The sequence below is a fragment of the Pseudomonas sp. P5_B3 genome (assembly GCF_056400405.1).
Genome location: NZ_JBFULI010000011.1, coordinates 15,444 through 35,913 on the forward strand (window position 1 = coordinate 15,444; position 20,470 = coordinate 35,913).

General features: G+C 59.7%; 16 protein-coding genes. 12 read left to right on the forward strand and 4 right to left on the reverse strand.

Annotated elements, in window-relative coordinates:
* The first annotated feature begins 125 nt into the window (after positions 1-125).
* Entirely contained in the window at positions 126-2,600 is a 2,475-nt protein-coding gene (locus tag AC1DRN_RS09370; RefSeq protein WP_223458007.1) for a UvrD-helicase domain-containing protein, read from the forward strand.
* A gap of 86 nt (positions 2,601-2,686) precedes the next feature.
* Here the strand turns inward: AC1DRN_RS09370 and AC1DRN_RS09375 are convergent, their stop codons facing one another.
* Positions 2,687-2,959: a DUF1652 domain-containing protein gene (locus tag AC1DRN_RS09375; RefSeq protein ID WP_218428094.1), complete on the reverse strand. Its 273-nt coding sequence runs from the start codon at positions 2,957-2,959 to the stop codon at positions 2,687-2,689.
* A 263-nt stretch (positions 2,960-3,222) separates the two neighbouring features.
* Here AC1DRN_RS09375 and AC1DRN_RS09380 point away from each other — a divergent pair, with 263 nt between their 5' ends.
* From AC1DRN_RS09380 to AC1DRN_RS09395, 4 genes are all read left to right on the forward strand, one after another.
* On the forward strand, positions 3,223-4,038 hold the full coding sequence (locus AC1DRN_RS09380) for a helix-turn-helix transcriptional regulator (protein WP_223458005.1): 816 nt from the start codon (positions 3,223-3,225) through the stop codon (positions 4,036-4,038).
* 50 nt (positions 4,039-4,088) lie between these two features.
* Positions 4,089-5,495: an NAD(P)/FAD-dependent oxidoreductase gene (locus AC1DRN_RS09385; RefSeq protein WP_223458003.1), complete on the forward strand. Its 1,407-nt coding sequence runs from the start codon at positions 4,089-4,091 to the stop codon at positions 5,493-5,495.
* A gap of 46 nt (positions 5,496-5,541) precedes the next feature.
* On the forward strand, positions 5,542-5,883 hold the full coding sequence (locus AC1DRN_RS09390; protein WP_223458001.1) for a cupin domain-containing protein: 342 nt from the start codon (positions 5,542-5,544) through the stop codon (positions 5,881-5,883).
* Between the two features lie 71 nt (positions 5,884-5,954).
* Complete coding sequence (locus AC1DRN_RS09395) at positions 5,955-7,040, forward strand: polyamine ABC transporter substrate-binding protein (RefSeq protein WP_223457999.1); 1,086 nt, start codon at positions 5,955-5,957, stop codon at positions 7,038-7,040.
* 45 nt (positions 7,041-7,085) lie between these two features.
* On the opposite strand, the gene AC1DRN_RS09400 is transcribed toward AC1DRN_RS09395, so the two are convergent.
* Together AC1DRN_RS09400 and AC1DRN_RS09405 are read right to left on the reverse strand one after the other, a co-directional pair.
* The gene (locus AC1DRN_RS09400) at positions 7,086-7,763 is read right to left on the reverse strand and encodes an MliC family protein (RefSeq protein ID WP_223458189.1); all 678 of its coding nucleotides are present in this window, start codon (positions 7,761-7,763) and stop codon (positions 7,086-7,088) included.
* Between the two features lie 137 nt (positions 7,764-7,900).
* A complete protein-coding gene (locus AC1DRN_RS09405) occupies positions 7,901-8,128 on the reverse strand; it encodes a YgdI/YgdR family lipoprotein (protein ID WP_223457997.1) in 228 nt (75 codons plus the stop codon).
* A gap of 193 nt (positions 8,129-8,321) precedes the next feature.
* Between AC1DRN_RS09405 and AC1DRN_RS09410 the strand changes: the two genes are divergently transcribed.
* The 3 genes from AC1DRN_RS09410 (at position 8,322) to AC1DRN_RS09420 (ending at position 13,293) form a co-directional block, all read left to right on the forward strand.
* Positions 8,322-9,989, forward strand: coding sequence for a VRR-NUC domain-containing protein (locus AC1DRN_RS09410; RefSeq protein ID WP_477786679.1), 1,668 nt, complete (start codon positions 8,322-8,324; stop codon positions 9,987-9,989).
* Complete coding sequence (locus tag AC1DRN_RS09415) at positions 9,986-12,265, forward strand: ATP-dependent DNA helicase (RefSeq protein WP_223457993.1); 2,280 nt, start codon at positions 9,986-9,988, stop codon at positions 12,263-12,265. Before AC1DRN_RS09410 ends, AC1DRN_RS09415 begins: the two co-directional genes overlap by 4 nt.
* A gap of 125 nt (positions 12,266-12,390) precedes the next feature.
* Positions 12,391-13,293 carry a zeta toxin family protein gene (locus AC1DRN_RS09420; RefSeq protein ID WP_223457991.1) on the forward strand — a complete coding sequence of 301 codons (903 nt, stop codon included), beginning with the start codon at positions 12,391-12,393 and terminating at the stop codon, positions 13,291-13,293.
* A gap of 98 nt (positions 13,294-13,391) precedes the next feature.
* On the opposite strand, the gene AC1DRN_RS09425 is transcribed toward AC1DRN_RS09420, so the two are convergent.
* On the reverse strand, positions 13,392-14,546 hold the full coding sequence (locus AC1DRN_RS09425; protein ID WP_223457988.1) for a MalY/PatB family protein: 1,155 nt from the start codon (positions 14,544-14,546) through the stop codon (positions 13,392-13,394).
* Positions 14,547-14,844: 298 nt separating this feature from the next.
* On the opposite strand from AC1DRN_RS09425, the gene fdnG reads away from it, so the two are divergent.
* From fdnG to fdhE, 4 genes are read left to right on the forward strand one after another with little or no spacing between them, the layout of a single operon-like run.
* Complete coding sequence (fdnG, locus tag AC1DRN_RS09430; protein WP_477786680.1) at positions 14,845-17,910, forward strand: formate dehydrogenase-N subunit alpha; 3,066 nt, start codon at positions 14,845-14,847, stop codon at positions 17,908-17,910.
* Positions 17,911-18,846 carry a formate dehydrogenase subunit beta gene (gene fdxH / locus AC1DRN_RS09435; RefSeq protein WP_108215531.1) on the forward strand — a complete coding sequence of 312 codons (936 nt, stop codon included), beginning with the start codon at positions 17,911-17,913 and terminating at the stop codon, positions 18,844-18,846.
* A complete protein-coding gene (locus AC1DRN_RS09440) occupies positions 18,843-19,508 on the forward strand; it encodes a formate dehydrogenase subunit gamma (protein ID WP_223457984.1) in 666 nt (221 codons plus the stop codon). Before fdxH ends, AC1DRN_RS09440 begins: the two co-directional genes overlap by 4 nt.
* Positions 19,509-19,511: 3 nt before the next feature.
* Positions 19,512-20,438 carry a formate dehydrogenase accessory protein FdhE gene (fdhE, locus tag AC1DRN_RS09445; protein WP_477786681.1) on the forward strand — a complete coding sequence of 309 codons (927 nt, stop codon included), beginning with the start codon at positions 19,512-19,514 and terminating at the stop codon, positions 20,436-20,438.
* Positions 20,439-20,470: the final 32 nt, after the last annotated feature.

Consider the following 20,470-nt stretch of genomic DNA (forward strand, 5'->3'; position numbering starts at 1 on the left):
GAAATTTTCTCATTCAACCTTCACTTCATCGCATAAGCCAATGAGTGATAAGCAATTGACTAGAACTCGACGGCAAATGCAGACACCATAGCGCTCAACAGCCTCACACCCTGGAGTCAGCCCGCGTGCCGCAACACACCCCCGATCTTCCTCCTGAACTTCGTCCCTTGGCCGAGATGCCGTTGATCAAGCGATTGCTCGCCCGATTCTTCGGTTACAGCCTGACCCGCCTGCATGCCCAGCACCGAGCATCGTGGTTGCACGGCCAGGCTGACGGTTTTCGCAGTGGCCATAGCGCCGGGGTCGATTACGGCTACAAGGAAGGCAAGCTCGAAGGACTGGAGGAGGGTCGACAGGTCCTGCTGATCCGCGACTCGCGCGCCACTGAACACCGGCCACCGAATGTCGATGACCTGTTGTTCGACGATTGGCGCCTGCCATTGAACGCTGAATTGAAGAAGCGCATGAAGGCAGATGTCGCCCGATTGTTGCCAGCCCATGCCCAACCCAGCGCCGCCCAGTGGAAAATGATCTTCAGCGACACGCCGTCCACCTCGGTGATCGCCGGTGCCGGTGCGGGCAAATCGACCACGCTGGTGCTGCGTATCCTGCTGCTGAGCCATTACCTGGGCTTCGAGCTGAGTTCGATGACGGTGGTGACCTTCACCCGTGAGTCGCGCAAGGATTTCATCAACAAGCTGATCGAACTGTTTGCGCTCTGGGGTCGCGCAATCAGTTTCAAGGAGGCGCGGGATCTGGTGCGCACCTTTCACTCGCGGATCCTGCCGATGGTGCGCAGTCTTCCAGGTTTCGAGCGTTTGCAGGCTTTCGAGAACCTCAGCCTGCGGTCTGCACAAGGTGACGAGGAGGTCGACAGCAACCCGTTCGATCTGCGGATCAACGACGCCCAACGCCAACAGCTCAACGCCTGCTATCACCGCCTGCACCGCGACGATGAGCGTTTTCGTGAATTGATCAAGCCATTGTCCCGGCATGCCTTGCAACTCAAGGAGCTGGAGCGGGACCACCCGGATGTGCAGAAACGCATGGGCGTTACCGAACTGGCGGCCAAACGCGATGAAGAACTGTGCGACGTCATTGAAGACCTGTGGTTTCGGGCCAGTGCCTGGCCGATCAAGGGTATCGAACCGAATCGGCAGTCCTTCGATATCAACGGTTCGACATTCCATTGTCACGGCTACATCCCGTCCCTGGATGCCTGGGTGGTGCTGGGGTTCGACCCTCGGGAAAACCCGCAGGTCACGCGGCCAAACGCCAAGCTGACGGTGCGCGCAGAGTGGGCAGTAAAGCGCACCCTGTTTCAAGCTTTCTGCCGTAAGCCATTGATATGGCTCGATAGTTACGAATCATCAAAACGTGTTTTGGCCTCACTTGCCGGTGATGCCAGCGCCGGGCCGGGCTTCGATTACAAGGTCAAGGGCGAGCTCGCTTCTGCGCCGTTGCTCGATTGCTTTGTCGCCGCTGCCGGGTTCATCGAAAACCTCGGGCTGGATGTGCCGGGCGCTGTGGGCCAGATGAGTTTCGCCAAGGACGATCCCGACCGATTCTTCTTCGAGGCCTTGAGCCTTTTCTGGCGAGCGCTGGAAGATCACTTGCTCGATCAGAAACCGCCGATCATGACCTACAACCGGATGTTTGCCCTGTTCAGCGAGCATTCGCCGGAGAACCTCAAACTGCTCGGCGATGAACTGCTGCGGCCGCTGTCGCACCTGATGATCGACGAATTTCAGGATGTCTCGCCGCAAATCGTCTCCTGGATCAGGGCCAGCCTGGCAGAGATTCGCAGTCGCGGACCGGCCATGCACGTAGGACGTGGAGCCCAGCGTTCCTCGCTGCTTTGTGTGGGCGATGACTGGCAATCCATCTATGGATGGCGCGGCAGTTCGCCGACCTACTTCATGGAGTTCAACAAGGAGTTCCCGTCGCCGAGCACCACCAAGGTCATGCTCAGCGACAACTACCGCAGCCACCAGCACATCATCGATGCCGCCGAGCACATCGTGCGCGCTGCACCGGCGATTGCCGGGAAGAAAGCCAAGGCCAGCGGCGAACCCAAGGCATTGCTGCCGGTGAACGTGCTCGATCGTGATGACCAAGGCATGGCCCGGCGCCTGATGGAGCATTACCGAAAGGGTGATTCGATCTTGATGCTTTATCGAAAAAGCAGCGATAAGTCATTGATAGAAGAGCATATTCAGTCGGTAGTTAATGTTGATTCGAGCTTGCCGCATGAGGCTCGCAGGCTCAAGCAACTGACCTATCACAGCGCCAAGGGCCTCCAGGCCGATGCGGTGTTCCTGCTGGGCGACTGCCAGCACCTGACCTGTTCGCCTTACAAGAATCAGGTGTACCGGATGGCGGGCCTGGGCAAGGCCGGTGACAGCGAACCCTACGACAACGCCCAGAAGGACGAGATCCTGCGGCTGGCCTATGTGGGTATTACCCGCGCTGTCAGCCATTGCTACTGGTACGTCGATGCGCAAGACACCCAGGCCGCTAACATGCCCAAGGCCTCCGACCGGATCGGCAAGGGCAAGGCGTTTTTTGTCGACCATCGTGAAAGCCAAATCACCGTCTGAATCGGCACTCTGTAGGAGCGAGCTCCTACAGAGAACAGCGCTCAACAAAAAGCCCACTTAAAGTGGGCTTTCTTATAACTGAGCCTTCAGGCATAACTCCTGAACGCTTCTGGTGGAACGAAAGCTTCAAGTTCATCCTCCACCGCTTCGATTATCAGTTCTACATCTGCAGCATTCATGACGGTGGCGCAAGGAATACCGGCAATGGCGATCATGGTCTCGCCAGTGGCACGATCAAAAAGACGGGCAATCATGCTGCCCGGGGCGTCCATGCTCGCCTCGAAACCCATGGGATGAAAATGCCAGCGCATCAGCTGGCAGGCGTTTGGAAACGTGACCTTACTGAACCCTCTATTCATGTGTTACCCGCCTTCATTATCGAGCGCTTCCCTTAGCTCATGGTAGGAGGGAAGAACCTTCATTGGTTCAACCAGTGACAATGTTTAAAAGTAGCATCCGGATGTGAAAAGAGTGGGGGTTTTTCAGGCCATTTGGCGATTGTCGCCATTTTTTTGATTCAGTCACGCTCGTACGCATTTGCGGCCAGAAGCCTTCATCCGTTTAGTCGTTGAAGACCAAGCGCAAGTTGGGCAAGCTCGGGGTTTTCCCGTCGAGATTTTCAATGCACGCCGATGATGATGGCCCCCTGCAAACCCAGGCCACGGGCGAGACGGTCATGCGCTATCACTTGCGCTGGAAGCACCGGGATCTGGACGGCGTCATGGCGCTCTATCACCCTGAAGTCCAGTACAACGACTTTTTCCAGAACCGGGTCATGGGCCTGGCCCAATTGCGCGAGTACGTGCGCAGCAGCATGCCCCGGGATCCGGATGAAGCGCTGGAACATTCCGACCGCATACGACTGGACGGCAACACCGCATTCATTCAATACCGCATCACCTTGCGCGGCGGTGAAGGGCTGGTGTCGTTCCGCGCCAGCGAAGCGATTAGCGTCAAGGACGGGCTGATCTGGCGGGTCAATGAATATGCTTCATTGGTGCACGAACAACCCGGCAGCAAAACGTCCGGCAACCAGCGCCCGGCGGTCAGCCGGCTCGGCCTGTCGCCTCGCCAGTTGAGCTTCATGGCCGAGGACCTGCAGCAGTATTTCCAGGGTCAGCAGCCGTATCTAGACCCGGAGCTCGATCTGCAACGGGTGGCGAAGGAGTGCGGGTACAGCCGCAATCAGATTTCCTACTTGTTGAACCAGGTGCTGGGGCAGAGCTTCTACCGCTACGTCAACCAGGCGCGCCTGCAACACTTGCTCGCGGCGCTGGATGCCGCCACGCCGCCGCTGCGTATCGATGAGCTGGCCTTCGCTGCCGGATTCAATTCGCTGTCGGCGTTCTACAGCTGCTTCCGCCAGCACACCGGCCAGTCACCCAAGGCCTACGTCAAACAAATTTCTTTGCGTGCACGCGCGCAAGACAGCCCCTGAGCCCACGCACTAGGATCGACGCCATCGAAGTTTGAGTGGTGGAGTCTTGCATGCCGGCGTGGCGCACTATCAGTTTGTGGATGGACCAGCTCGACGAGCCTCTATTGGCGCGTCCGGCGCTGGAGCGGGACCTGGATGTGGACGTGGCGATCATCGGCGCGGGCTACACCGGTCTCTGGACAGCGTACTACCTCAAGCAACACAAACCGGACCTGAGCATTGCGATTGTCGAAGCGCAGACCGCCGGTTTCGGCGCGTCGGGGCGCAATGGCGGCTGGCTGATGGGCAACTTGTTGGGTGAAGATCGCCTGCTGGCCAATCTGTCGGCCGAAGAACGCCGCGCCTCCTACGATTTGTTGCATCACATTCCGGATGAAGTGGAGACTGTCCTCGAACGTGAGGGCATCGACTGCGATTACCGCAAAGGCGGGGTGCTGTATTGCGCCGCACGCTATCCGGAGCAGGAGACCAGCCTGCGTCACTACCTGGACGATCTCTACCGCCAGGGCCTCAACGACAGCCACTATCGCTGGCTGAACCCGGAACAACTGGCGCAACAGATCCGCATCGCCAAACCCTACGGCGGTATCTACGCGCCGCACGTGGCGACCATCCACCCGGCCAAACTGGTACGCGGGTTGGCCCGGGTGGTGGAGCGCCTGGGGGTCAAAATCTATGAAAACAGCCCGGTCACCCATTGGCAGTCCGGCAGCCTGCGCACGGCGAAAGCGTCGGTGCGTAGTCGCTGGGTGGTGCCGGCGGTAGAAGGCTACTCCGTCACCTTGCCGCCACTGGGGCGTTATCAGATGCCGGTGCAGAGCCTGATCGTCGCGACCGAACCATTGTCGGCGGCCACCTGGGACGAAATCGGCCTGAGCCGCGGCCAGGCGTTCAGCGAGGCCAGTCGCCAGGTGACCTACGGCCAGCGCACCGCTGACAACCGATTGATCTTTGGCGCCCGTGGCGGCTATCAGTTTGCCGGCAAACTGCGCCACGACTTCGACCTGACCACGGATGAAAAAGAGCTGCGGCGCTACCTGTTCGGTGAGCTGTTCCCGCAGCTGAAGAACGTGCAGATCACCCATTCCTGGGGCGGCAACCTGGGCATGTCCCGGCATTTCAAGCCGCACATGCTCTGCGACCAGGCCAACGGCATTGCCTTGTCCGGTGGCTATGGCGGGGAGGGTGTTGGCGCCAGCAACCTGGGAGGACGGACGCTGGCCGACCTGATCCTGGGCCGTGACACCGATCTGGTGCGCCAGCCGTGGGTCATTGCGCAGCGCGGCCTCGACGCGCTCAGGGCCTGGGAGCCCGAACCCATCCGCTGGCTCGGTTATAACGCGATCATCCGCAGCTTTGTCCATGAGGACCAGACCCTGGCCAACCCGGCTACCGCGCCCTGGCGGCGCAAGCTGGCCAGCGGGGTTGCCGGTTTCATGGAAGGTTTCATGCACTGAAAAACGGCACGCTTTTCATCAAAAGGCTACTTCGACAGGTATTCCCATGAGCATCACGCAATTCAAGAACACTGCAACCCTGAAACTGGAAGAGTCCAATCCGGTCGCCGTGCCGCTGGGTACACCCGTGGCCGTGGCTTCGACCACCAGCGTCGAACGCGACGACGGCGTCGAGACCGGCGTCTGGGAATGCACACCCGGGCGCTGGCGGCGGCAGATCGTCGCCCAGGAATTCTGTCACTTCATCAAGGGCCGCTGCACCTTCACCCCGGATGGCGGTGAACCGCTGCACATGGAAGCCGGTGACGCATTGATGTTGCCGGCCAACAGCCTCGGCATCTGGGATATCCAGGAAACCGTGCGCAAGACCTATGTACTGATTTTTTGAGTGCTTTTGAAATTTGAAAGCTGATCCTTTGATTGCCTGCCAACAACAATAACCCCTACAGGAATCGACTCATGCTCCGAAAGACACTGACCCTCGCTCCGCTGATGCTGATTGCGTCGATCAGCCAGGCAGCCGACACCGTCAAGATTTACAACTGGTCGGACTATATCGCGCCGGACACCACGAAAAACTTCCAGAAAGAAACCGGCATCGGCTTCACCTACGACGTCTACGACAGCAACGAAACCCTCGATGGCAAGCTGATGACCGGCAAATCCGGCTACGACGTGGTGTTTCCGTCGAACCACTTCATGGCCCGGCAGATCGAAGGCGGAGCGCTGAAGAAACTCGACAAGAGTCAGTTGCCGAACTGGAAAAACCTCAACCCGGTATTGCTCAAGGCATTGCAGACCAACGACCCGGGCAACGAGCATGGCTTCCCGTACCTGTGGGGCAGCACCGGCATCGGCTACAACATTGCCAAGGTCAAAGCGGTACTGGGCGACAACGCCCCGGTGGATTCCTGGGACCTGATCTTCAAGCCCGAGAACATGCAGAAACTACAGAAGTGCGGCGTGGCCATCCTCGACAACGGCCCCGAACTGCTGCCGGCCGCATTGAACTACCTCGGGTTGCCGCCTCACAGCAAGAACCCGCAAGACTACAAAAAGGCCGAAGCCCTGCTGTTGAAAGTGCGGCCGTATGTGAGCTATTTCCATTCGTCCAAGTACACCAGTGACCTGGCCAACGGCGACATCTGCGTCGCGGTCGGTTTCTCCGGCGACATCCTGCAAGCGGAAAACCGCGCCAGGGAAGCCAACAACGGCATCGAGATCGGCTATTCGATTCCCAAGGAAGGCGCCGCGATCTGGTTCGATATGGTCGCCATGCCGGCCGACGCTCCGGACGAAAAGGCCGGTTACGCCTTCATGGATTACCTGCTGCGTCCGGACGTCATGGCCAGCGTCAGCAACTATGTGCATTACGCCAATGGCAACGAGACGGCCGACAGCCTGATCGACCCGGCGATCAAGAACGACACCAAGGTTTATCCAAGTCCTGAAATGATGGGCAAGCTGTTTGCGCTGGAGGCCATGCCTCTGAATATCGATCGGGTGCGTACGCGAGTGTGGAACAAGATTCGCACCGGCAGTTGAAGCGGTGAGCGGCCATCGGGACAGGACGTCCCGATGCCATCGTCCTCAGCCGACCGGCTCGGCTGCGCAATTCATCTTTCCTGAGCCGGGTATCTGCAAAAACACGTCATCGCCGATTTGCCAGAAGCTGTAGTTGCCTTTGTAATCCTTGCCCGTGTACTGGGTTCCGTAATCGTTCGGCACCTGGTTCAGGGTGATGGAGGTGTTCGCCCATTTCAGGAGCACAACGCCCGGTTCGACGGTAAAGAACGTGGCGGCAATCAGCGGGCTGAACCCTGCGCAATGGAAGGCAACGGGGCCTTCGGTGCGTCGGCTTGGGTCCTTGGTTCTCGCAATGGCCGAGCCCTGGCGCAGTTGGAACGCACGCTCGGCATAACTTCGCACGACGCACGCCTTGGCTTGAGTCCCGCCGCCACACTGGTTACGGGACTCAAGCCAGAACCGCTGATCAATCTCGACTTTATTCGGGCGCGGCACTGAGTGATCGTCGGTGAGCGCCAGCAGATAAAGACGATTGAGTTCCAGGTCCATGCTCGCCAGTTGAGCGTCATGGCAGATAAGCTTTTCGGCGGAGGCCTGGGGCGTGGCGCAATCGAAACTGGTTTTGTACGTTGGCAAGGGTTTTGGTTTTGGTTTTACCTTCGTGGCGGCGTCACACAGGCTCGCCGTCACGCACGCGCTGACGGCGAGCACAGAGGCAAGAAGTGGCATGACCATTTTCATTTCGGCGTCACCTGAGTCTTTGCGTGATGCCCGTATTGCAACGCCTGTGTCGAAGCGTTGCACAGTCATCCGGTCGCACGGGGTCTATCGAGTGTAAAGCAGTGCTCGAAACCTGCCACATCGTGCCAGGAGAAACGTCAGTCTTCTTCTTTGCGAATTGTCGCCACTTCGTCAGACCTGACTTTCACCTTCTTACCTGAAATGTCCTCAAACTCGAAGAAGCCGTCTCGGGTTTTGGTCTTCGGTATGTCTTTAGTCAGGTACTGAGTGCCGTTCTGCAGCGTCACCACCGTTGGGGTCGAGCAACCGGACAGCGTCAGCAGGGCCGCTACCGCCAAGGGCGAGCCCAAAGTCTTGATATCCATAATCACCTCCATAGGTTCTGAAGCAGCGCCATCAGTTCGATGGCCATCACTGCACCTCTATGGCGGTTGGTGCCGCCGGGGGGCAGAAAGTTCTACTGCTCGGGAAAAATTCCTACAGCGCCATTTATCCTTTTCCGATTGCACCGGGCAGGGTGGAACTGATATCTGTACGCATAACCAGTACTCGCTCGCCATGGCCTATTTCCCTGTGACTGCAAATCCCCTCGACGATCCGTTCTATTACCTGAACAACTTCATGCAAGTGCTTGATTGGCTTGAGCGGCGCTCTGGCGACGTGTTGAGCGTCGAAGAGCGGCATTTCATTCAAGCGTTCAAGGGGTTACCCCGTGAATCGCAGGCACTTCTGGTCAGAATGGTGATGCRCAAAGGCATTCATTTCAGGGCGAGCAAGCTGCATTACGACGAAATCGGCGATATCGGCACAGCCGCCGGCCCGTTGCTTGAACTGGGTTGGGTTGACGGGCAAATGCCCATCGCCATCGACGAACTGTTCGAGGTGCTGCTCAAGGCCGAAGTCCTCCAGGCCTTTGCCGCTGCCATCGATCAACCCAAAGGCAAGAAAACCGACTGGTTGCCGACGCTGAGCGTGCAATTTCCCCAGACGCAGAGCTTCAACGACTGGTGCCCGTGGCTGGATGAGCGCTTGTTCAGCCTGACCATCATGGCGTTGTGCGATCGCCTGCGCCTGATGTTCTTCGGCAACCTGTACCAGGACTGGTCGGAGTTTGTGTTGGCCGACCTGGGCATTTATACCTACGAAAAAGTCGAATTCTGTGCCGAGTCCCGTGGCTTGCGCAGCCGAGAGGACGTAGATGCCTGCGTCCTCCTGCACGCGTACCAGCAACAATTCGAGGCCGGTGAAGCGCTGGAAGAGGTGGTCGAGCGCATCAAGGGGCTGGCGCTGGACAACCCATGGTTGCAACGGCGACGCGGCAAGCTGCTGTTCCAGATGGGCCAGTATTGCGAACGCATCGCGGATTTCGCCATGGCCCTGAACCTCTACCGCGAATGTGCCTATCCGGGCGCGCGTTCACGGCTGATTCGCGTGCTGGAACGCAGTGGCGAGTTTGAGTTGGCGCTGGAACTGGCCGCACAGGCCGAACAGGCACCGGAAAGCGCCGCCGAACAACAACAGCTGCTCCGTGTGCTGCCACGCCTGCAGCGCAAGCTCGGCGGGCCGCCCATCAAGCGCGCAGCGCCTCGGGAAATGCAGCGTCTGGACCTGCAATTGCCCAGGACAGACCCGGCGTTATCGGTGGAGTTTTACGTTCAGGCGCATCTGGCTGAGGATTCGGCGCCGGTGCACTACGTCGAAAACAGCCTGATCAACTCGCTGTTCGGCTTGTTGTGCTGGCCGGCGATTTTTGCGCCTTTGCCGGGCGCATTTTTTCACCCGTTCCAGCGCGGGCCGGTGGATTTGCTCAGCGAAGACTTTCATGGCCGTCGGGCCAAACTGTTTCAGGCATGCCTGGCCGAACTCGACGACGGGCGCTACCGGCAGACCATCCGCGAACGTTATGCCGCCAAGTGGGGCGTGCAGTCGCCTTTCGTGTTCTGGAGCGTGCTCAGCGAAGAACTGCTGGAGCAAGCTCTGGATTGCCTCCCGGCCGAGCACCTCAAGCACTGGTTCAACCGTTTGTTGCTGGACATCAAGGCCAATCGCGCCGGCATGCCGGACCTGATCCAGTTCTGGCCGCAGCAAAAGACCTACCGCATGATCGAAGTCAAAGGCCGGGGCGATCGCCTGYAGGACAACCAGTTGCGCTGGCTGGAATTCTGCCACGAACACCAGATGCCGATTGCCGTGTGCTACGTGCAATGGGCGGAGCCGGGCGCTTGAGCTACAGCATTGCGGTGCGGGCGCTGTGTGAGTTCACCGCCAAGGCCGGCGACCTCGATCTGCGCTTCACACCGTCACCCACCGCGCTGGAGGGCATCGTCGGGCACCGTACGGTGGCATCGCGGCGCAGCGAGGGTTACCAAAGCGAAGTCGCCCTTGAGGGCCAGTATCGAACCTTGACGGTCAAGGGCAGGGCGGACGGCTACGACCCCGGGCAAAACTGCCTGGAAGAGGTCAAGACCTACCGCGGCGATTTGAGCAAGCAACCGGCCAACCACCGTCAATTGCATTGGGCCCAGGCGAAAATCTACGGCTGGTTGATGTGCCGCAAACTGGATCTGTCCCGGATCAACCTGGCGCTGGTGTATTTCGACATCGTCAGCGAAAAGGAAACCTGCCTGGTCGAGCCCTTCGAGGCCGCGCAGCTGCAACAGTTCTTCGAACTGCATTGCGCGCGGTTCCTGCAATGGGCCGAACAGGAGGTCGCCCATCGTGACGGGCGCAATCTGGCGGCGCAGCGTCTGGCGTTTCCCCACACCGACTTTCGGCCGGGGCAGCGCCATCTGGCCGAGTCGGTGTTCAAGGCGGTCAGCACGGGGCGCTGCCTGATGGCCCAGGCACCCACCGGAATCGGCAAAACCCTGGGCACCCTGTTCCCCATGCTCAAGGCGCTGGCACCGCAGCAACTGGACAAAGTGTTCTTCCTCACGGCGAAAACCCCGGGACGCAAACTGGCCCTGGACGCCGCGCAAGTGATTCTTGCCAGCGCCGATGCGCCGCCATTGCGGGTGCTGGAGATGATCGCCCGGGATAAGGCCTGCGAGCACCCGGACAAAGCCTGCCACGGTGAGTCGTGCCCATTGGCCCGGGGTTTCTACGATCGCCTGCCCGCCGCGCGGCAGGCGGCCAGTCAGCTGAGCCTGCTGGACCAGTGCGCCTTGCGCGAGGTCGCCCTGGCGCACGATGTCTGTCCGTATTACCTGAGCCAGGAAATGGCGCGCTGGGCCGACGTGGTGGTCGCCGACTACAACTATTACTTCGACTTCAGCGCCTTGTTGTTCGGTCTGGCCCAGGCCAACAACTGGAAAGTCGCGGTGCTGGTCGACGAAGCCCATAACCTGGTGGAACGCGGTCGGCAGATGTACAGCGCCAGCCTCGATCAAGGGACCTTCAACGGCGTGCGCAAATCCGCACCCGAAGCGCTGAAAAAGCCGATGCAGCGGGTCAACCGCGAGTGGAATGCCCTGCATGGCGCGCAAACCGGTGCTTATCAGGCCTATGACAAGACGCCGGAAAAGCTCCTTCAGGCATTGTCGTCGTGCAGCGCCAGCATCGGTGATTACCTGAACGATCACCCTCAAGGGCTGGACAGTGCACTTCAGGGTTTTTACTTCGACATGCTGCATTTTTTCCGGGTGGCCGAGCTGTTCGATGAGCAGTTCCTGTTCGACATCAGCAAGCGCGACCTGGAGCGCCAGCGCAACCTCTCGCAGTTGTGCCTGCGCAATGTGGTTCCCGCCGGGTTCATCCGCCCGCGCCTGACGGCCGCGCGCAGCACGGTGCTGTTTTCCGCGACCCTCAGCCCCCGGCACTATTACGCCGATTTACTGGGGACACCGGCGGACACGGTGTGCATCGACGTCCAGTCGCCGTTTCATGCCGATCAACTGCAAGTGCACATCGTCGACCAGATTTCCACGCGGTTCGTGCATCGCCAGTCCTCCCTCGAACCGATCGTGGACTTGATCGCCAGACAGTTCTGCGCACGCCCCGGCAATTACCTGGCGTTTTTCAGCAGCTTCGATTATTTGCGGCAGGTGGCGCAGCTGCTCGCCGAGAAGCATCCGCACATCAGTCTGTGGTCGCAGTCCCGAGGCATGAGCGAAGCGCAACGTCAGCAGTTTCTCGATCGGTTTCACGCCGACGGCCAGGGTGTCGGTTTTGCGGTGCTTGGCGGGGCCTTTGGTGAAGGCATCGATTTGCCTGGTGCCCGGCTGATCGGCGCATTTATCGCCACCTTGGGGCTGGCGCAGCTCAATCCGGTGAACGAGCAACTGAAACGGCGCATGGCCGCCATTTTTGGCGCCGGTTACGACTACACCTATCTGTTTCCAGGCGTACAGAAAGTGGTGCAGGCCGCTGGACGGGTGATCCGCACCCAGCAGGATCAAGGGGTGGTGATGTTGATCGACGACCGTTTTGGCGAGAACAGGGTCAAGCAGTTGTTGCCGCGTTGGTGGGCCATTGCTCCGACGTTTTTTCGCTCTGCGTCGTAGGGATTTTTACCTTAAAAAACAGATACATACCTTGATTTAAACAACGACTTGAACAATCGGCGTACGCACGCTTTATTGAAGGGGCTGGATATCACAACCCAATTCTTTGATAAGGAAATCAAGGTATGTCAGAAGCACCGCAATACAGCTACTCCCCAGACGACGTGACCCAGGCGTTCGACGAGATCTTCCCCACGCTCTTCGCCGGCAAAACTGCCGAAACCATCCCAAAGTTGCTGATCACTGCGGGAGTGGAGGGCTCGGGCAAGACTTACCTGCTGGAAAAGAGCTTGCTGCCATCCGGGAATTACGGGAACTACATTCGACTGTACCTGCCCGAATATCGAAAGAAACACCCGCATTACGCCGATATGATCAAGCTCGGTGTCTTGCACGCCTACGAACATTCAGAAGCGTTTATCAGGGAACTCGGTTCGAAAATCTTCGCCAATGCGCTTACTCACAAATACAACATCATCATGGAGTGCGCGTTCGATGACATTGGTTTTGCCGGATTGGCAAAATTTGTTCCCGGCTACCAACTCGAAGTCCATGTCGTGGGTTGTAATCATGCGTTCGCCCATATTTCCAGCATCAAAAGAGCGTTCACCAGTCTGGAAAAGCAGGAACTGGAGCGTTTTGTCAGCTATTCGAGGGTTGAATCGAGCATCAGTAACGCTCCGGCGGTTCTGGTCGCGTTCGAGTTCCTGGCAAAGGAAGTGAGCGGTTCACAAATTTTCTTGTATGAGCGCGGGATGGGCAAACTGAACGACCGAGTGCTGCGCGCTCACAGTACCTACACTCTGGACGCCACGGGCAAGCTGTCCGAAGTTTCGCAGTTGCAGGCATATGCGTATAGCGCCTATGACAAAATTCTCAGGAATACTGTCTATTCGATGGAAGAGCGTGATGAAATGGTCAAGGAATGCCATTTGCAACTAATGAGAACCAGTGCACATGCAAAGCATGTCCCTGATTTTGTGTACAACGACCTGTATTCCTATATCACCAAATACGTGTATCGCTAAGCTGGCGTAACGGTTAATCGATGCGGCCGCGTCCTTGGACCCAGCCCTGTAGGAGCGAGCTTGCTCCTACAGGGATTTTCGTTGTTGCTGAGGGGGTATCAGGCCTTGAGGTTGCGCAAGCTGCGCTCCATTCGCGCAATGCCTTCTTCCATCAGTGATCGTGGGCAGCCGAAGTTCAGGCGCACGAACTGCTTGCAGTCATCGCCAAAGTCCAGCCCGGCGCTCAATCCAACTTTGGCCTGTTCGAGGAAGAACTGTTGCGGGTTGTCCAGCCCCAGTGCCGTGCAGTCGAGCCACGCCAGATAAGTGCTTTGCGGCAGGTTCATGGTGATACCCGGCAGGCGGGTGCGCACGGCCTCGGCGAGGAAATCGCGGTTGCCTTGCAGGTAGACCTTCAACTCGGCCAGCCATGGCGCCGCTTCGCTGTAGGCGACACGGGTGGCTTCCATGCCCAGCGGATTGACGCTGTCGACCATACCGCAACGAGCGTGGTTGACCTTCTCGCGCAGGTGACGGTCCTGGATGATCATGAACGAGGTCTTGAGACCTGCGATGTTATAGGCCTTGCTCGCCGACATCAGCGTGATGGTGCGCTGGGCCACTTGCGCGCTCAATGTGGCCATCGGAATGTGCTGGCGCCCGTCGTAGCACAACTCGGCGTGGATCTCGTCGGAAATGATCCAGGCATCATGCTCAAGGCAAATGTCGGCAATGGCTTGCAGCTCTGCGCGGGGGAAGGCCTTGCCCAGCGGGTTATGCGGGTTGCTCAGCAGCAAGGCGCCGCCGCCCTGCAGCGACTGGCTCAAGGTATCCAGCGGCGTGGTGTAGGTGCCATCGGCTTGCGCATCGAAGTTCAGCTCGACCTTGTTCAGGCCCCAATGCCCGGGTGCGTGGCGCAGCGGCGGGTAGTTCGGCACCTGCACAACGACGTTCTGTGACGCCTGCACCAGGGCCTTCAGCGCCATGTTGAAGCCGGACTCGACGCCCGGCAGGAAGATCAGCTCCTGGGGCTCGACGCGCCAGGCGTACTTGTTCCAGAGGTCGGCGACGATCGCCTCGCGCAGGTCATCCCGGGCCACGCTGTAACCGACCATCGGGTGTTCCAGGCGTTTTTGCAGGGCCTGGATGATCACCGGCGGCGCGGCGAAATCCATGTCGGCGACCCACATTGGCAATACGTCGGCCGGGTAGCGGCTCCATTTTGTACTGCCGGTGTTGTGACGGTCGAACACCTGATCAAAATCGAAAGTCATGCGGGATCTCGTAGAAGCGGGGTTGAACATGCGCCAATGATAAGCGCCAACCCCCTGTAGGAGCGAGCCTGCTCGCGAWGGWGTGTCAGATACGGTGATGTCGACTGACACACCATCGCGAGCAGGCTCGCTCCTACAAGGATCTTCACGACCCGCTGGATTTGCCCGACGGTCGGTTTTCACACAAAGCACTAGTGCATTGACTACAGTTTGTAGTGTCGGCAGTCAGACTGCCACCACCGCGGTTGTTCAAAATGGCCCGGCCATGTACCGGGTTCCACCTGATCAGGAGTGCACGATGGATCTCAGCCGTCGTCAGTTCTTCAAGGTCGCCGGTATCGGCCTTGCAGGCTCTAGCCTGGGCGCGTTGGGCATGGCCCCGACGACAGCCTTTGCCGAACAGGTGCGTCATTTCAAGCTCGCCCACACCCATGAAACCCGCAACACCTGTCCGTATTGCTCGGTCGGCTGCGGGTTGATCATGTACAGCCAGGGCGATGACGCGAAGAATGTCGCGCAAAACATCATCCACATCGAAGGCGACGCCGACCACCCGGTCAACCGCGGCACCCTTTGCCCCAAAGGCGCGGGCCTGCTGGACTTCATTCACAGTCCCAGTCGTCTCCAGTACCCGCAGGTGCGCAAGCCTGGCACCACGGAGTGGACGCGAATCTCCTGGGATGAAGCGCTCGATCGCATCGCCGACCTGATGAAGGCCGACCGCGACGCCAACTTCATCGAGAAGAACGCCCAGGGGCAAACAGTGAACCGCTGGTTGACCACCGGTTTTCTCGCGGCGTCGGCATCGTCAAACGAAGCGGGTTACATCACCCACAAGGTGGTTCGCAGTCTCGGCATGCTGGGGTTCGATRACCAGGCGCGTGTCTGACACGGCCCGACGGTGGCAAGTCTTGCCCCGACGTACGGCCGTGGTGCCATGACCAACCACTGGACCGATATCGCCAACGCGAATCTGGTTCTGGTGATGGGCGGCAACGCAGCAGAAGCGCACCCGTGCGGCTTCAAATGGGTGACCGAAGCCAAGGCGCACAACAAGGCGCGGCTGATCGTGGTCGACCCGCGTTTCACCCGTACGGCCTCGGTGGCCGACTATTACGCGCCGATCCGCACCGGCACCGACATTGCCTTCATGGGCGGGCTGATCAATTACCTGCTGACCGAGGACAAGATCCAGCACGAATACGTGCGGGCCTATACGGACGTGTCGTTCATCGTCAAGGCCAACTACGGTTTCGAGGACGGGTTGTTCAGCGGTTACGACGCGAGCAAGCGCACCTACACCGACAAGTCCGGCTGGGGCTACGAAATAGGCGAGGACGGCTTCGCCAAAGTCGACCCGACCTTGCAAGACCCACGCTGCGTCTACCAATTGATGAAGCAGCATTACAGCCGCTACACCCTGGAGCTGGCCAGTCAGGTCTGCGGCATGCCCGTGGACGCGATGCAGAAAATCTGGGAAGAGATCGCCACCTGCTCGCAACCGGGCAAAACCATGACGATTCTCTACGCGCTGGGCTGGACCCAGCACTCAACCGGCTCGCAGATGATCCGTAGCGCGGCCATGGTGCAATTGCTGCTGGGCAACGTCGGCATGCCGGGCGGGGGCGTCAACGCCCTGCGCGGGCACTCCAATATTCAGGGCCTGACCGACCTGGGATTGCTGTCCAACCTGTTGCCTGGTTACCTGACCTTGCCGGCCGAGGCCGAACAGGATTACAACGCCTACATTGCCAAACGTGCACTCAAGCCGCTGCGTCCCGGGCAGATGTCCTACTGGCAGAACTACGGCAAGTTCCACGTCAGTCTGATGAAGGCCTGGTACGGCGCCAATGCCACCGCCGAGAATCACTGGGGTTACGACTGGCTGCCCAAGCTGGACATTCCCGGCTACGACATCCTGAAAATGTTCGACATGATGAGCAAGGGCGAGGTCAATGGCTACCTGTGCCAGGGCTTCAACCCGATCGCCGCCTTGCCGGACAAAAACCGGGTGATGAAGGCGCTGGCGAAACTCAAGTGGCTGGTGGTGATGGACCCACTGGCCACCGAAACCTCGGAGTTCTGGCGCAACGTCGGGCCTTACAACGACGTGGAAACGGCCAGCATCCAGACCGAAGTCATCCGCCTGCCCGCCACCTGCTTCGCCGAAGAAAACGGTTCGCTGGTCAACAGCGGCCGCTGGCTGCAATGGCACTGGAAGGGTGCCGATGGCCCGGGGCAGGCGCGCACCGACGTGAAAATCATGGCCGAGCTGTTCTTGCGCCTGCGCAAGCGTTACCAGGCCAACGGCGGTGCCTGGGCCGAGCCGATCCTCAAGCTCGACTGGCCCTACAAGGTACCGGATGACCCGACGCCGGAAGAGCTCGCCCGGGAATTCAACGGCTACGCCATCGCCGATGTCACCGACGCCTCGGGTGCGGTGGTCAAGGCCGGTCAACAGTTGTCCGGCTTCGGCCAGCTCAAGGACGATGGCAGCACGGCATCCGGTTGCTGGATTTTCTGCGGCAGCTGGACCGAGCAGGGCAACAACATGGCCCGGCGCGATAACAGCGACCCTTTCGGGATGAAGCAGAACCTCGGCTGGGCCTGGGCCTGGCCGGCAAATCGACGGATCCTCTATAACCGCGCCTCGTGCGACCCGAAAGGCAAACCATGGGACGCGAACAAACGGGTGGTGTGGTGGAACGGCAAGGTCTGGACCGGCACCGACGTGCCCGACTACAAAGTCGACGCCGCACCGGAAGCGGGCATCAACCCGTTCATCATGAACCCCGAAGGCGTGGCGCGTTTCTTCGCCCTCGACAAGATGAACGAAGGGCCGTTCCCGGAACACTATGAGCCGTTCGAGACACCCATCGGCATCAACCCGATGCACCCCAACAACAAGCAGGCGACCAGCAACCCGGCCGGGCGGATCTTCGATTCAGTCTGGGACACCCTCGGGCAGGCCAAGGACTTCCCGTATGCGGCGACCAGCTACCGGCTGACCGAACACTTCCACTTCTGGACCAAGCATTGCCCGATCAACGCCGTTACCCAACCCGAACAATTCGTCGAAATCGGCGAGGTGCTGGCCAAGGAGAAGGGCATTGCTGCCGGTGACCGAGTAAGGGTCAGCTCCAAACGCGGGCATATCGAAGCGGTGGCGGTAGTGACCAAGCGGATTCGTCCGCTGCAGGTCAACAATCAGGTAGTTCACCAGATCGGTATCCCCTTGCACTGGGGCTTCACCGGCGCCACCCGTCACGGCTACCTGACCAACACCCTGGTGCCGTTCCTCGGCGATGGCAACACCCAGACCCCGGAATCCAAGTCATTCCTGGTCAACGTGGAGAAAGTCTAAATGGCCAGCCAAGACATCATTGCCCGCTCGGCCACCACCACCCCCGCGCCGTCGATACGCGGCGTGGAGGAAGTCGCCAAGCTGATCGACACCACCAAATGCATCGGCTGCAAGGCCTGCCAGGTCGCCTGCTCGGAATGGAACGAGTTGCGTGACGAGGTCGGTCACAACCATGGCACCTACGGCAACCCGCAGGACCTCACCGCAGAAACCTGGACCTTGATGCGCTTCACCGAGCACGAGACCGACGCCGGCAACCTGGAATGGCTGATCCGCAAGGACGGCTGCATGCACTGCGCCGAGCCCGGTTGCCTGGCGGCATGCCCCAGCCCGGGGGCGATCATCAAGCACGCCAATGGCATCGTCGATTTCGATCAGGACCACTGCATTGGCTGCGGCTACTGCATCACCGGTTGTCCGTTCAACATTCCACGGATCTCGCAGAAGGATCACAAGGCCTACAAATGTACGTTGTGCTCGGACCGGGTGGCGGTAGGGCTGGAACCGGCCTGCGTGAAAACCTGCCCGACCGGTGCCATCGTGTTCGGCTCCAAGGACGACATGAAGGAACATGCCGCCGAGCGTATCGTTGATCTCAAGAGCCGCGGCTTTGAAAACGCCGGTCTGTATGACCCCGCGGGCGTCGGCGGCACCCACGTGATGTACGTACTGCACCACGCCGATACGCCGAAACTGTACGCCGGTTTGCCGGCCGATCCGATCATCAGTCCCTTGGTCAACCTGTGGAAAGGCGTGAGCAAACCTCTGGCGCTGCTGGCCATGGGCGCGGCGGTGCTGGCCGGGTTCTTCCACTACGTGCGGGTCGGCCCGCAAGTGGTCGAAGAGGATGAACATCCGAGCCCGCCGGATACCTCGGTGCACGAAGTCGACCCGGCGGTGCATACCTTCGATCCCCGTGGGGAGGGTAAGCCATGAGCGGCAAGACGATCCTGCGCTATACCAGCAACCAGCGCACCAATCACTGGCTGGTGGCGATTCTGTTCCTCATGGCCGGGCTGTCCGGGCTGGCGCTGTTCCACCCGGCGCTGTTCTGGCTGAGCAACCTGTTCGGCGGCGGTCCGTGGACGCGCATTCTGCATCCGTTCATGGGCGTATTGATGTTCCTGCTGTTCCTCGGATTAGTGCTGCGTTTCTGGCGCGCCAACTACTTCATCGCCAACGATCGGCTATGGCTCAAGCGCATCGACCGGGTGATGCTGAACCAGGAGGAGGGCGTTCCGCCCATTGGCAAGTACAACCCCGGGCAGAAGTTGCTGTTCTGGACTTTACTGCTGTGCATGCTGGTGTTGCTGTTCAGCGGCCTGGTGATCTGGCGCGCGTATTTCAGCGATTACTTCGGCATCACGCTTATCCGCTGGGCGAGTTTGCTGCATGCGCTGGCCGCTTTCGTGCTGATCCTGAGCATCATCGTGCACATCTATGCCGGGATCTGGATCAAGGGCTCGGTCAGCGCCATGGTGCACGGCTGGGTCAGCCGCGCCTGGGCCAGGAAACACCACGAACTCTGGTATCGCCAAGTAACTCAAGATGAGACCCGCGACGTAGCACCCAAGCGGCCGATCACCAAAAAGGGCTGACATTTGCCAACCATCCTCGAACCCGGAGAAATAGAAGCGGCGGCCAGTTCGCCGCCGTTTCTGTACATGCCACCGCATAACCTGTTCAGCCTGCGCGCCCTGCGCCTGGAAACGCTGGCCGAAGGGCACCCGCTGGCCGATTACCTGCGCCTGATTGCCGGATTGTGCCGGGTGCAACAACAGGTGCTGGACGACCCGCCGCTGAGCGACCCCCTCGACCGGCAGCGCATCGAATTGTGCCAGCAACACGGCCTGCCGCCGTTCGCGGCCGACAGCCTGGCGCGCGAAGACGATTGGCAGCTTTACCTCGATGCTTTGCTGCAGCGCTATAGCGCACCGTCACAATCTGCCGTGGMCGATGCCGTGCAAACCTTGCGCCTGGCCGGTGCCGGGCAGCGTCGCGCCTGGGCGGTGGCGTTGATCAGCGGCCAGTATTCGCTGGTGTCGGCAGCATTGGTGCCGTTTCTCGGTGCGGCGCTGCAAACAGCCTGGAGCCACTGGCTGTTGAGCACGCCCAATCTGCAACTAACCCCCGGTGACAGCCTCAGCCAGTGCCCGGCCTGTGGCTCGCCGGCCATGGCCGGGGTCATCCGCCATCGTGGCAAGTACAATGGTTTGCGTTATCTGGTCTGTTCGCTGTGCGCCTGCGAGTGGCATGTGGTGCGGGTCAAGTGCGTGTATTGCGAGCAGAGCAAGGGCCTGGAATACCTCAGCCTTGAAGATGATCGGCATGCCGCCAACCAGGCACCATTGCGCGCCGAAGTCTGCCCCGGTTGCAACAGCTATCTTAAGTTGCTCTATCTGGAGAACGATGCGGATGCCGAAGCGCTATCGGCAGACCTGTCCAGCCTGATGCTCGACATGCGTCTGACCCAGGACGGTTATCAGCGTCTGGCGCCGAATCTGTTGTTGGCGCCGGGAGACGAATAAGCGCAGCGTCTACACTCTGGCGCGAGGGTCTT

Excerpts from the sequence above, each read along its gene's own strand:
- AC1DRN_RS09400 (WP_223458189.1), bottom strand. The coding sequence starts at position 7,763 with ATGAAAATGGTCATGCCACTTCTTGCCTCTGTGCTCGCCGTCAGCGCG.
- AC1DRN_RS09380 (WP_223458005.1), top strand. The coding sequence starts at position 3,223 with ATGCACGCCGATGATGATGGCCCCCTGCAAACCCAGGCCACGGGCGAG.
- AC1DRN_RS09420 (WP_223457991.1), top strand. The coding sequence starts at position 12,391 with ATGTCAGAAGCACCGCAATACAGCTACTCCCCAGACGACGTGACCCAG.
- AC1DRN_RS09425 (WP_223457988.1), bottom strand. The coding sequence starts at position 14,546 with ATGACTTTCGATTTTGATCAGGTGTTCGACCGTCACAACACCGGCAGT.
- AC1DRN_RS09375 (WP_218428094.1), bottom strand. The coding sequence starts at position 2,959 with ATGAATAGAGGGTTCAGTAAGGTCACGTTTCCAAACGCCTGCCAGCTG.
- AC1DRN_RS09390 (WP_223458001.1), top strand. The coding sequence starts at position 5,542 with ATGAGCATCACGCAATTCAAGAACACTGCAACCCTGAAACTGGAAGAG.
- AC1DRN_RS09405 (WP_223457997.1), bottom strand. The coding sequence starts at position 8,128 with ATGGATATCAAGACTTTGGGCTCGCCCTTGGCGGTAGCGGCCCTGCTG.
- AC1DRN_RS09385 (WP_223458003.1), top strand. The coding sequence starts at position 4,089 with ATGCCGGCGTGGCGCACTATCAGTTTGTGGATGGACCAGCTCGACGAG.
- AC1DRN_RS09395 (WP_223457999.1), top strand. The coding sequence starts at position 5,955 with ATGCTCCGAAAGACACTGACCCTCGCTCCGCTGATGCTGATTGCGTCG.
- AC1DRN_RS09440 (WP_223457984.1), top strand. The coding sequence starts at position 18,843 with ATGAGCGGCAAGACGATCCTGCGCTATACCAGCAACCAGCGCACCAAT.
- fdxH (WP_108215531.1), top strand. The coding sequence starts at position 17,911 with ATGGCCAGCCAAGACATCATTGCCCGCTCGGCCACCACCACCCCCGCG.